The organism is Pseudomonas amygdali (assembly GCF_002699855.1).
Taxonomy (GTDB): Bacteria; Pseudomonadota; Gammaproteobacteria; order Pseudomonadales; family Pseudomonadaceae; genus Aquipseudomonas; species Aquipseudomonas amygdali.
In genome coordinates, this window is the sequence record NZ_LKBW01000146.1 from 21,288 (window position 1) to 33,916 (window position 12,629).

Sequence of the window (12,629 nt, forward strand, 5' to 3'; positions counted from 1 at the left end):
TATAGCGAGCCGCCTGCGAAGACGCTCGGGTATACTTCGCCATCAACGTAATAAACGATGGAAACCTTCTCATGCCGAACGCTACAGCACCGCTCGACCTTTTGCTCCTGCCCGCCTGGCTGGTGCCGGTCGAGCCCGCAGGCGTGGTGCTCAAGGACCACGGTATCGGCGTGCGCGACGGCTGTATCGTCTATATAGGGCCGCGGACCGAGGCATTGAGGCAAAACGCAGTGCAGGTGCAGGAGCTTCCCGGCATGCTGCTCAGCCCAGGCCTGATCAACGCCCACGGTCATGCAGCCATGACACTGTTTCGCGGGCTGGCCGATGACCTGCCACTGATGACCTGGCTGCAGGACCATATCTGGCCCGCCGAAGGCAAATGGGTCAACGAAGACTTCGTTCGCGATGGCACCGACCTGGCCATCGCCGAGCAGCTCAAGGGCGGCATCACCTGCTTCTCGGACATGCATTTCTACCCCAAGGTGGCTGCCGAGCGCGTCCACGCCAGCGGCATGCGCGCGCAGATCACCGTTCCGGTACTGGATTTCCCGATTCCGGGGGCTCACACAACGGATGAAGCACTGCACAACGGTATCGAGCTATTCAACGACCTCGCCCATCATCCACGCATCAAGATCGCCTTTGGCCCGCATGCGCCCTACACCGTGGGCGACGAGAATCTGGAGAAGGTCCGGGTTATCGCCGATGAACTGGACGCCATGATTCAGATGCATGTCCATGAGACCGCATTCGAAGTCGAACAGGCTGTCGAACAGCGCCAGGAGCGCCCTCTCGCCCGCTTGAATCGGCTGGGCATGCTCGGCCCGCGCTTCCAGGCCGTGCACATGACACAGATCAACGACGACGATCTGGCCCTGCTGGTGGAAAGCAATACCAGCGTGATTCATTGCCCAGAATCCAATCTCAAGCTGGCCAGCGGTTTCTGCCCGGTCGAACGGCTGTGGCAGGCCGGAGTGAATGTTGCGGTGGGCACCGACGGTGCCGCCAGCAACAATGACCTGGACCTGCTCGGCGAAACCCGCACCGCCGCCTTGCTGGCCAAGGCTGTTGCCGGTTCGGCCACAGCACTGGATGCACACCGTGCGCTGCGCATGGCGACGCTGAATGGCGCTCGCGCCCTGGGTATTCAGGCAGAGACCGGCTCGCTGGAGATCGGCAAGGCGGCAGACATGGTCGCTTTCGACCTGTCGGGCCTGGCCCAGCAACCGATCTACGACCCGGTGTCGCAGCTTATATATGCCACTGGCCGCGATTGCGTAAGCCATGTCTGGGTGGCCGGCAAGCAATTGCTCGACGCTCGCCGGCTGACTCGCATGGATGAACCCGCACTGCGCGACACCGCGATTGCGTGGGGCCAGCGTATTTCCGGTAAAGCCGAATAATTCGATTCGGACCGAACACATGCCAGTCAGGCTTATCTATAAGCCTGACTGATGAAAAAGAATTTTGAGTTCAAGAGGGACACCCATGAGCAACGTCGACCGCGCAGAAATCGCTAAATTCGAGGCCTTGGCCCATCGCTGGTGGGACCGCGAAAGCGAATTCAAGCCGCTGCATGACATCAATCCGCTGCGCGTCAACTGGATCGACGAGCGTGTCGGCCTGGCAGGCAAGAAAGTACTGGACGTCGGCTGCGGCGGCGGCATTCTCAGCGAGGCGATGGCCCTGCGCGGCGCAACGGTCACCGGCATCGACATGGGCGAAGCGCCGCTGGCCGTCGCACAACTGCATCAGCTTGAATCAGGCGTCAGCGTCGAGTATCGGCAGATCACCGCCGAGGACATGGCCGAAGAGATGCCCGAGCAGTTCGATGTGGTGACGTGCCTGGAAATGCTTGAGCACGTACCGGACCCATCGTCGGTGATCCGCGCCTGCTATCGCATGGTCAAGCCGGGCGGTCAGGTGTTTTTCTCGACCATCAACCGCAACCCGAAAGCTTATCTGTTCGCCGTGGTCGGTGCCGAATACATCCTCAACCTGCTGCCACGCGGGACCCACGACTTCAAAAAATTCATCCGCCCTTCCGAACTGGGTGCCTGGAGCCGCGATGCAGGCTTGCAGGTCAAGGACATCATCGGTCTGACCTACAATCCGCTGACCAAGCATTACAAGCTGGCCTCCGACGTCGACGTCAACTACATGATCCAGACTCTGCGGGAGGCGTGAGACATGCGTTTGAGAGCGGTTTTATTCGACATGGACGGCACCCTGCTCGACACCGCACCGGACTTCATCGCCATTGCTCAGGCGATGCTGGCCGACTGCGGCCTTCCCCCCGTACCGGACAAACTGATCCGCGATGAAGTTTCAGGTGGCGCCAGGGCCATGGTGGCAGCGACCTTCGCGATGTCGCCGCAAGCGCCGCAATTCGAAGCATTGCGCCTCGAGTTCCTGGAGCGCTATCAGCGTGACTGCGCCATCCACAGCAGACTGTTCGATGGCATGGGCGAGTTGCTGGTCGACATCGAGAAGGCCGGCCTGATCTGGGGCGTGGTGACAAACAAGCCGGTGCGCTTCGCTCAGCCGATAATGGAACAGCTCGGCCTGGCCGAACGCTCCGCCGTACTGATCTGCCCGGACCACGTCACGCACAGCAAGCCACACCCCGAGCCGATGATTCTGGCCTGCAAGATGCTCGACCTCGACCCGGCCAGCGTCCTGTTCGTAGGCGACGATCTGCGCGACATTGAGTCCGGCCGCGACGCAGGCACCAAGACTGCTGCCGTGCGCTACGGCTACATCCACCCCGACGACAATCCTGACCACTGGGGTGCCGACGTGGTGGTCGATCATCCGCTGGAACTGCGCAAGGTGCTGGATAACGCACTGTGCAGCTGCTGAACGAGGTTTTACATGTTTGACTACTCCGCGCACCCGGAACTGCTCAAGGGCCGGATCATTCTGGTCACCGGTGCCGCTCGCGGCATCGGTGCTGCAGCCGCAAAAACCTACGCAGCGCATGGCGCGACTGTTCTGCTGCTGGGCAGAACTGAAGCCAGCCTGGCTCAGGTCCATGACGAGATACAGGCAGCAGGTCATCTGCTGCCGTTGGTCATACCCTTCAACCTGGAAAGCACCGACCCCGCGCAGTATCACGACCTGGCGACCATGATCGAGCGCAAAGTCGGCCGTCTTGACGGGCTGCTGCACAACGCCTCGATCATCGGACCGCGCACTTCAGTGGAACACCTGCCAGGCGAAGACTTCATGCAGGTCATGCACGTCAACGTCAATGCCACCTTCATGCTCACCCAGGCATTGCTGCCACTGCTTCGGCGCTCGACCGATGCATCGGTGGCCTTCACTTCCAGCAGCGTTGGTCGCAAAGGCCGCGCGCAATGGGGCGCGTACCGGGTATCGAAATTTGCTACCGAAGGCCTGATGCAAACTCTCGCCGACGAGCTTGAAGGCGTCACCAGTGTGCGGGCCAACAGCATCAACCCGGGCGCTACCCGCACCGGTATGCGTGCGCAGGCCTACCCTGACGAAAACCCGCAGAACAATCCCGCGCCCGAAGACATCATGCCGGTCTACCTGTACTTGATGGGACCGGACAGTAAGAGCATAAACGGGCAGGCGCTGAATGCTCAGTGAGCAAAAATAACCAGACATTGCCGTGACGGAAAACTGTCACGGCAGGCGTTTTTAGCGGCATTTTAAGTCAAGGAATTGCCGACTCGCCCTCACTGTCAGAGAGATGGCGTCAGCTAAACCACTGATTTTAATAAGTCCGGGCAAAAATGAACCGAATGGCACGACATCCCCTCTAACCCAGCCAAGCCAGCAATATGTGCTGAGGAGCGAAGAGATGAATTTTCCTACCCAGACCCATGCAATCGATTTCGATACGGCTGAACTGCAACGCCTGGGTTTTCGAAATCGACCCGACGCCATACTTCCACCCCCGTCACTGCCCGAGCTGGTTTATCAGCTTGGGCGACAATTGCAGACCAGCCTGGAAGCCGAGCGGATACTGACCCTGTTTTTTCAGGGTGTGCAACGGTTCCTGCCATTGAGTGGTCTGGCCTATCGACATATCGAAAGCGACCTGAATCTGCGTCTGGGCGAGATGTCATCCGACAGCGCCACCTTTCACCTGCGTCACGAGGGCAAGTGCATCGGTGAGCTGGAGTTTCAAGGCGCCAAGCCATTTGATACCCGGCAGCTGAGCGACCTTGAATCGCTGCTGGTCTGTCTGGTGTACCCGCTGCTGAACGCCCTGCTGTATCGCATTGCGACACAGACGGCGTTGCGCGACCCTTTGACCAGTACCGGTAACCGTATCGCAATGGATCAGGGCCTGGCTCGCGAGATAGAGATATCGCGTCGTCACAAGCAACCGCTTTCATTGCTGATGCTGGATATCGATCATTTCAAGAAAGTGAACGATGAGTACGGCCATCATACTGGCGATGATGTACTGAAAACCGTTGCGCAAAGCCTGAAAGCGCAACTGCGCAATATCGATCGTGTGTTCCGCTATGGCGGTGAAGAGTTCGTGGTGATTCTTTCCAACACCGGAGCCAGTTCGGCTGAACTGATCGGCGAACGCCTGCGTCAGGCCGTGCGGAACCTCGAGTTTCGCGAGCTTGACCCAGCCCTGACCATGACAGTCAGCCTGGGATGCTCAACACTACTGCCGGCAGAAACCGCCGACAGCCTGCTGCGCAGGGCCGACAACGCCCTGTATGTTGCTAAACGCGTAGGTCGCAACCGTCTTGCCATGGCCAGCTAGCACTCTTTCCTGCCTTTCTCGCCCAGCCTCTAAACTTCCAGCGCGGCAACACGCCCACGCGCAGGCTTGACCTTGTCCAGCTGCATGCAGCGCTCCAGGAACAAATGCATGTAATCGTAACTCTTGGTAACGGCCTGACGCAGCTCAGCTTGCAGCTGCAGGCTCGGCTTGTTACCCACCAACGTGCAAATGATCTCGAGCGCCTCCCAAGGGTGCGCGTCGTCGTACTGTGCATGCATCTTGAGCCATTTCATGGCTTTCTTGCGGGTTTCTTCAGGGAATGCTTCGGCGTACGCACCATTGGAACAGACCACTGCCGACCACTCGCCCGTCGCTCCTTCAATGGCATAGTTGGTGGCCGCCATCGCAACAGCCAGTGAGTCCGAAGAGCTGGTCTGCCAGCACCAGTGGCTCAGTGCGTGCAGCTCAGGCGCAACCCGTTGATCGTGGAGGTCTTCAAGCGTCACATAGTGCGCTGCACACCAGTTCACCCAGTAGTCGGCATGATTGAGTTCGACGCGAATATTGCGCATCAGCCAGCGGCGCGCCATGTCTTCGCCAGGATGACGACCAAAGCGGGTCTTGGTGAGGTTCTTGGCCATGTACACCGCGAACTGCTCGACAACCGGCCAACCGCCGATCAGGTAATGGCGCATGATCTGCGGACTCAGCTTCGCGTCACGCATCTGCTGGTACAACTCGTGCTCGACCACCCGTGCCTTTGCAGCGCTGCAATCCTTGATCAACTGCTGCGCCCAGGCCGGATAACTGCTGGCTTCCATGAGCGGACCGGTTCTCTCGAAAGTGTCGATCACTGGGTATCTCCTCATAGGGTTTCAACTGATTAACGTAGCGTTCCTGGCGCGCCGAACATCAGGGGGTCAGGCCGTACGGGCTGAATGTACAGACTATCGCAAGTGAACAATTCAGGGCGTGATATCAGATACCCTTGTGCAAAATCCACGCCCATTTCCTGCAACGCAAACTCTATCTGCGGCGTTTCTACGTACTCGGCAATGGTGCGTTTGCCCATCACATGACCAATATTGTTGATGACCTCGACCATAGCCTTGTTGATCGGATTGTCGAGCATGTCCTTTACAAAACTGCCATCGATTTTCAGAAAATCCACAGGCAAGTGTTTGAGATAGGCAAAGGACGACATGCCCGAACAGAAATCATCAAGGGAAAACTGACAGCCCAGCCCCTTCAACTCGTTGATAAAGCGAATCGCGCTGTCCAGGTCTGCAATGGCACTGGTTTCAGTGATCTCGAAACAGATCATTACGGGCGATACGGCAAATGCCTTGAACTGCTGTTTCAGGTATTCGAGGAACGTATCATCGCCGATACTTGAACCTGACAAATTTATAGCACATAGCGCCTGCGGTGCCTGATGCCGATCATCACTCTGGCATTGGGCGATCACTTTGAAGACATTGTGCACCACCCAACGATCCAGCGTCGTCATAAGACCGTAGCGCTCCGCAGCCGGGATAAAGTTGTCCGGAACCACCATTCGTCGGGACTCATCACGCAGGCGCAGGAGGATTTCTATGTGCCGTACCTCACCGCCTTCACCTTTGATCGAAGCGATTTCCTGCGCATAAAGGCAAAAGCGATTTTCATCCATTGCCATGTGCAGACGTTGTATCCAGGCCATCTCGCCGAACCGCATCGACAGGGTCAGGTCGTCAACACTGTAGACCTGAACCCGGTTGCGGCCTCTCTCCTTGGCCATATAACAGGCCATGTCGGCAGCAGACAACGACCCTTCAAGCGTGGCGGGTGTATCGTCGAGCTGCACCAGACCGATACTTACGGTAGTCATGAATGGCCGACCTTTCCACATGAAATGCAGGGTCTGCACGATCTCGCGCAACCCCTCGGCTATATCGAGGGCCGTGTCGGCAGGGCAATCGACCAGCAACACGCCGAACTCGTCACCTCCCAACCGGGCCAGTGTGTCACCGTCGCGCAAGCCCTGCGGCAATGCCCGGCAAAGCTGGCGCAGCAGCTCATCGCCCGCCGCATGACCACCGGTGTCATTGACCAGTTTGAACTGATCCAGATCAAGAAACATCAGACAGTGGCTGCTCGCCTGATCGTCAATACCATCCAGTACCCGCTGCAGGCGATGCTCGAATTCACTGCGATTGACCAGCCCGGTCAGCGGATCATGGGCGGCCTGCCATGACAGATCGGCGATGTACTGACGCTCCTGTGTCATGTCATGCAGCACCAGCACCGCCCCGCTGACCACGCCCTCGTTGTAGATCGGCGTACCGACCAGTGCTACCGAGACCGTACTGCCATCCAGCCGCTGGATAAGCTTGCTGTTGGCGCTGCCGCCCTTGAGCTTGCCGGTGACGATCTGCTCGACCAGCGTCGAGGTGTCCTTCTGATCGTTTTCATCCAGCAGATTGAACAGCGCTGTCAGCGGAAGCCCGCTGGCCTGGGTGCTTTTCCAGTGCGTCAGGCCCTCGGCTGCGGGGTTCATGTAGACAATGGCCCCGGCCACGTCGATGGTGATCACTCCGTCGCCGATGGACTCCAGGGTAATCTGGGCGCGCTCTTTCTCAAGTTGCAGGGCATCAGCAAACACGCGCCGCTGGACAATCAGACGACGCACACGCAGCAGCGCCAGAAGAATCAGTAAAACGGCAGTGACCCGATTGACCGCAATCAGCAGGTTGAGGATGAACCGGGACCCCTCGCCCAGCGCATCACTGAACGCCCGCGCTGCGGGTGTTACCCCTTCATTGATGACATTGATCTGCACTCGCCACTGATTGACCTCGGCGGCAGTCACCTCACCCTCACCGACCCGGTCGTGAATATTCCGCGCAAGTTCATTGAGCTGCATGAGGTAGCCATCACCCACCTCCCAAAAGTGAATGGCCTGCTTCATGAAGCTGAAGTTATGGAAGTTCAGGTACATCCAGATGATGCCGTTCGCGTCATCGGGGTGATTGCCGCCCTGGATGATCCCGGCCCTGGCATCCGCCATGGACGGAATAGGCTGATCGAGCGCCTTGCGCAAGGCGTGGCCGCCCTGAGGGACGGAAAAGGCGTTTTGATACTTCAGATAGTCACGCTCATCATGCGTGATGGCGTATAGGCTCAGGTAATGGATGGCGTCTTTCTGGCCCTTGGACCAGAGACTCTCGCCCGCCAAATAGCTGCGCACCGCAGACATGGTGTAGAGACTGACACACCCCAGCAACGCCTGAAACAGCGCGACGGCAATGAATGGCCATACGATGCCCAACAGACGGGGCTTGGAGAAGGTCCATGGTTGATTCATGGGTTTCACCTCACCACATGCCTGAATAAACGTCTAGCGCAGAGACTAGGCTAAATTCGTAAATGATGGCGGGTGATTCTCCCGCCATCGAGCCAAGCTGTGCGCTGATCGAGGCATCGCACATCAGATTTGTTGCAAGTGTCCGTACAGCTTTGCGTAAAGACCTCCATCGGCAATCAACTGTTGGTGTCCGCCGTCTTCGACAATCCGCCCGCCATCAAACACCAGCACCCGGTCAGCCTGCTTCACGGCCGACAGGCGGTGCGCGATGATCAGCGTTGTGCGACTACGCAGAAAACGTGCGAGGGCCTGATGCAGGTTGTACTCGGTAGCCGCGTCCAGCGCGGAGGTAGCTTCATCGAGGATAACCACTTTAGGGTCGGACAATACCATGCGTGCGATGGCCATGCGCTGACGCTGGCCACCCGACATTCTGACCCCGGAGCGCCCTACCACGCTATCCAGACCTTGTGGCAGATCGCGGATCGCAGAATCGAGTTGCGCAACTTCCAGCGCACGCCAGCAGGCTTCGTCGCTGCAGTCACGACCCATGGTCAGGTTGGCGCGCACCGTGTCATTGAACAGGGCGGGATGCTGCAGTACCACGGCAACGTTCTCGCGCACAGTGTCCAGACCGATATCCTGCTGACTGACGCCGCCAAAACGGATCACTCCGGTGCGGGCCGTGTACAAGCCCAGCAGCAACTGCACCAAGGTGCTCTTGCCGCCACCACTGGCACCGACGATGGCGACTTTTTCACCCGGCGCGATGCTCAGGTTCAACTGATCCAGCACCAGGTCTTCGCCATAACCGAAACTCAGGCCACGCACCTCGACCCCCACGGTCTCGCGCCCTGCGAAAGGGTCAGTGCCGCCGACATATTGCGGCTCATCGGCACGCGCCAGCAGCTCGTTGATACGCGTCAGAGCACCACCCGCCGCGTAATAGGCGTATTGCAGATTCAACAGTTGCTCAACCGGCGTCATCATGAACCAAAGGTAGCTGAACACCGCGAGCATCTGCCCGATCGACAGGTCCGAGAACAACACCGTGAGCATTGCGGCGGCACGAAAGATATCGATACCGAACTGGAACAGCAGCCCGCTGGCACGCCCCGAGGCGTCGCTTTTCCATTGCGAATTGATGGCGTAATCACGCACTTCCTGCGCCCGCATGCCCAGCCGACCAAGGAAGAAACCCTGTCGATTACCCGCCCTGACTTCCTGAATCGCATCCAGTGTTTCACTCAGCGCCTGGGTAAAACGCGACGTGCTGTCGTTTTCCAGCTTCTTGAGATGCTTGACCCGCTTGCCCAGCTTCACCGTGAGCAGAATCACCAGCGGGTTGAACAGCATAATCAGCAGCGCCAGCTTCCAGTGCATCCACATCAGAATGCCCGCCGTGCCTGCCAGGGTCAGCGTGGCTACCAGCAGTCGGCTGAGGGTTTCGCCGACAAACTTTTCCAGCGTGTCCAGGTCGGTCACCAGATGCGTAGTCACCGTGCCGCTGCCCAGGCTTTCGTACTCACGCAGGGAAATGCGCTTGAGCCGTTCGATCAAACGTAGCCGGATACGGTAGACGATATCCTTGGCCAGCCCGGCAAACAGCCGCGCCTGCAGAACGTTGAACACCAGCGCTCCGACACGCAGCACCAGAGTCAGCAAGAGCATCAGGCCGATGTAGCCCGCCGCCTTTTGCAGGCCGTCAGGCAGCAAGTGATTCATGACTTTCAGTGCCGCATCGCCGCGCCCCAACAGCACTTCGTCAACCAGCAACGGCAACAACAACGGGATCGGCACGCTGCACAGTGTCGCCAGAACCGCGACACCATTGGCCAGCCACAGGGCTTTTTTATGACGCAACGCAAGACGCCGGATCTCGGCCCAACTCAACGCATCGCCATGCTTGGCTTGCGACCGCCGGGCGGCATCGGGCGATTCATCACGCACTGGCTGCACGCTCCAGCCATCGACCCAGCAAGGGCGAAAGGCTGCTCAACGGCTGATAACCGTTGGTCAACAGCGCCAACTGGCCGTTACGCTCGGCAAGCAGGGTCGGAAAACCGGCGATGCCCAGATCCTGCGCCCAGGCGAAATCAGCTGCCGTGGCAGCTTGCCGCTCCTTACTCTCGAATTCATCGGCAAATGCCTGACGCGACAGCCCCGCCTGCTCGGCCAGTTCGGCCAGCAATGAAGGGCGTGTTACGTCACGACCTTCGCTATAGAAAGCCCGCTGAATCAGCCCGACCAGTTCCCAGGCGCGGTCCGGGTCCAACTGCCGTGCCGCAGTGACGGCCAGACAGGCAGGCGTGGTGTCGTAGACAAACCCTTCCGGCAGCGCACCCTCGCGAAGAAACGGCTGGCCGGTGGCCTCTTCGACCGCCTGCCAGTGCTCGAGAATGTAACGACGCTTGGCCGGCTCCAGCGCTGCACCCTCAGAGCGCAGACCGCCCATGACCAGATGCAGCGGCACGCCCGCTGCCCGAGCCTGTTGCACCAACGCGTCGGCAACTGGAGCGAAGCCCCAGCACCAGGAGCACATAGGGTCCATGACATAGATCAGGCGGGCAGACATGGCTCAGGCCTCGGAGGGCAAACGATAGTTGCGACCAATCGGATGGGGCTGGTTACGTGCCTTGGCCAGTTCGATCTGTTTTTGCCGGTCGATGGCGCTGCGACGAGTCTTCTCGCTCAGCGAATCCCAACAATGCGGGCAGCTGACACCCGGTGAGTAATGCTCGCTGGCGCGATCCTCGGCACTGATCGGCGTGCGGCAGGCATGGCATTGATCATAATCGCCTTCGGTCAGGTCGTGGCGCACCGTAACCCGGTTGTCGAACACGAAACACTCGCCGCGCCACTGACTTTCCTGCTCGGGGACTTCTTCCAGATATTTGAGAATCCCGCCCTTGAGGTGATAGACCTCTTCAAAACCTTCGCCCAGCATGTAACTGGAGGCTTTTTCGCAGCGAATGCCACCGGTACAGAACATGGCGACCTTCTTGTGCACCGCCGGGTCGAAATGCGCCTTGATGTATTCCGGAAACTCGCGAAAAGACGTCGTCTTCGGATCGATGGCGCCCTCGAAGGTGCCAATCGAGACTTCGTAGTCGTTGCGGGTATCGATCAACAGCACTTCAGGGTCAGTGATCAGGGCGTTCCAATCCTTGGGCTCGACGTACGTGCCGACGCTCTTGTTGGGGTCGACACCCTCTACGCCCAGGGTCACGATCTCTTTCTTGAGCTTGACCTTGGTGCGATAGAACGGCTGCTCGTCGCAGTAGGATTCCTTGTGATCGATGTCGATCAGGCGCGGATCGCTCTTCAACCAGGCCATAAGGCCGTCGATGCCTTCGCGGCTGCCGGACACCGTGCCGTTGATGCCTTCATCGGCGATCAACAGTGTGCCCTTGATGCCATTGTCGACCATCGCCTGCAACAGGGGCTCGCGCAGTTCCACGTAATCGCTGAGGGTCACGAACTTGTATAGCGCAGCCACGACGATCGCCTGAGTCATCGGCTCTTGAGTCATGTATCTCTCCAGTGGCGACCCTCGCAAAGGGCCTACCGGGTAAAAATGTGCGGACAAAAAAACGCACCGGCCAGGCGGCGCGGTGCGGATTCTAGCAAAAACCGGAGTGCAGCAGGCAGGTCAGCGGATCAATAGCCCCGGTAAAAGGGCGCAAATCAGCCAAAAACCCTGATCAGTGACCGCCAGCACAGGTCGGTGAAGCAGGCGCTGCACCGACCTTCGACCATTCTTCAGGCGTGTAAGTGTGCAACGCCAGCGCATGAAACTCGCCCATCAGGGCACCCAGCGTGGCGTAAACCTTCTGGTGCCGCTTGACCGAATTCAGGCCCTGAAACTGATCACTGACCAGAACAGCCTTGTAATGGGTCTGCTGACCACGACTGTGCATGTGGCTCTCGTCGAGCACTTGCAGATGGTGCGGTTGCAGCAGCGCAAGCGCCGACTCGATTCGTTGTTGCATGGTCATGGCAGCAATCGCCTGTCAGGGCTTTTTGGCAGGAGCTGGAGCGGCTGCCTTGGCAGGTTCCAGTTCGGCAGTCATGTCAGCCAGAAGCTTGTTGACGACCGGCACTGCGCTTTCCAGCTTGCTTTGGGTCAGTTGGGCCGATTGCTGAGCCAGCTCAGGCATTTTGGTCATCACTTTCTTGCCCAGCGGAGACTGGTAGAACGCAACCAGGTCCTTCAGCTCGCTTTCGGTGAAGTTGGCGGTGTACAGCTTGACCATCTCAGGCTTGAGCTTGTTCCAGCCAATAGCCTGGTCCAGAGCGGTGTTGGCCTTGGCCTGATAGGTTTCAAGCAGGGCTTTTTTCGATGCAGGTGCCTTGGTTTCAGCAAAACGCTGAGCGAACATCTGCTGAACCTGCGCATAGACCGGAGCGCCCAGGCGATCGGCGTTGGCAAGCTTCAGGAACGTTTCGGCGCTCGCGTTGTGACTGGCGGTGTCGGCGAAGACCTGGCCGCTGGCACAGACCAGGGCTACCGCGGTACAAATGGCACGAAGACGGGTCATCGAGTTTCCTTATCTAGCAAACGAG

12 protein-coding genes are annotated in these 12,629 nt (G+C 58.8%); 5 read left to right on the top strand and 7 right to left on the bottom strand.

What is annotated here, in order from left to right:
- Positions 1–71: 71 nt before the first annotated feature.
- The 5 genes from AO277_RS12005 to AO277_RS12025 all read left to right on the top strand — a co-directional run bounded on the left by AO277_RS12005 (position 72) and on the right by AO277_RS12025 (position 4,756).
- Entirely contained in the window at positions 72–1,403 is a 1,332-nt protein-coding gene (locus tag AO277_RS12005) for a TRZ/ATZ family hydrolase (RefSeq protein WP_044318059.1), read from the top strand.
- A gap of 85 nt (positions 1,404–1,488) precedes the next feature.
- Complete coding sequence (gene ubiG / locus AO277_RS12010) at positions 1,489–2,187, top strand: bifunctional 2-polyprenyl-6-hydroxyphenol methylase/3-demethylubiquinol 3-O-methyltransferase UbiG (RefSeq protein WP_002554570.1); 699 nt, start codon at positions 1,489–1,491, stop codon at positions 2,185–2,187.
- 3 nt (positions 2,188–2,190) lie between these two features.
- Positions 2,191–2,862 (top strand): N-acetylmuramic acid 6-phosphate phosphatase MupP, encoded by a 672-nt coding sequence (mupP, locus tag AO277_RS12015; RefSeq protein WP_044318060.1) that lies wholly within the window; start codon positions 2,191–2,193, stop codon positions 2,860–2,862.
- Between the two features lie 12 nt (positions 2,863–2,874).
- Positions 2,875–3,615: a YciK family oxidoreductase gene (locus AO277_RS12020; RefSeq protein ID WP_044318061.1), complete on the top strand. Its 741-nt coding sequence runs from the start codon at positions 2,875–2,877 to the stop codon at positions 3,613–3,615.
- Positions 3,616–3,829: 214 nt separating this feature from the next.
- Positions 3,830–4,756: a GGDEF domain-containing protein gene (locus tag AO277_RS12025; protein WP_044318062.1), complete on the top strand. Its 927-nt coding sequence runs from the start codon at positions 3,830–3,832 to the stop codon at positions 4,754–4,756.
- A gap of 29 nt (positions 4,757–4,785) precedes the next feature.
- Here the strand turns inward: AO277_RS12025 and AO277_RS12030 are convergent, their stop codons facing one another.
- From AO277_RS12030 to AO277_RS12060, 7 genes are all read right to left on the bottom strand, one after another.
- Positions 4,786–5,571, bottom strand: a complete 786-nt coding sequence (locus AO277_RS12030) for an iron-containing redox enzyme family protein (RefSeq protein ID WP_044318063.1) — start codon at positions 5,569–5,571, stop codon at positions 4,786–4,788.
- A 29-nt stretch (positions 5,572–5,600) separates the two neighbouring features.
- Positions 5,601–8,063 (bottom strand): EAL domain-containing protein, encoded by a 2,463-nt coding sequence (locus tag AO277_RS12035; protein ID WP_044318064.1) that lies wholly within the window; start codon positions 8,061–8,063, stop codon positions 5,601–5,603.
- Positions 8,064–8,186: 123 nt separating this feature from the next.
- Positions 8,187–10,013 carry an ABC transporter ATP-binding protein gene (locus AO277_RS12040; protein WP_044318065.1) on the bottom strand — a complete coding sequence of 609 codons (1,827 nt, stop codon included), beginning with the start codon at positions 10,011–10,013 and terminating at the stop codon, positions 8,187–8,189.
- Positions 10,006–10,638: a DsbA family protein gene (locus tag AO277_RS12045; protein WP_044318066.1), complete on the bottom strand. Its 633-nt coding sequence runs from the start codon at positions 10,636–10,638 to the stop codon at positions 10,006–10,008. Before AO277_RS12045 ends, AO277_RS12040 begins: the two co-directional genes overlap by 8 nt.
- A gap of 3 nt (positions 10,639–10,641) precedes the next feature.
- Positions 10,642–11,580: an oxygen-dependent tRNA uridine(34) hydroxylase TrhO gene (gene trhO / locus AO277_RS12050; RefSeq protein ID WP_044318080.1), complete on the bottom strand. Its 939-nt coding sequence runs from the start codon at positions 11,578–11,580 to the stop codon at positions 10,642–10,644.
- A gap of 187 nt (positions 11,581–11,767) precedes the next feature.
- Entirely contained in the window at positions 11,768–12,061 is a 294-nt protein-coding gene (locus tag AO277_RS12055) for a BolA family protein (protein ID WP_002554579.1), read from the bottom strand.
- 15 nt (positions 12,062–12,076) lie between these two features.
- Positions 12,077–12,604 carry a DUF2059 domain-containing protein gene (locus AO277_RS12060; protein ID WP_003314637.1) on the bottom strand — a complete coding sequence of 176 codons (528 nt, stop codon included), beginning with the start codon at positions 12,602–12,604 and terminating at the stop codon, positions 12,077–12,079.
- Between the last annotated feature and the right edge of the window lie 25 nt (positions 12,605–12,629).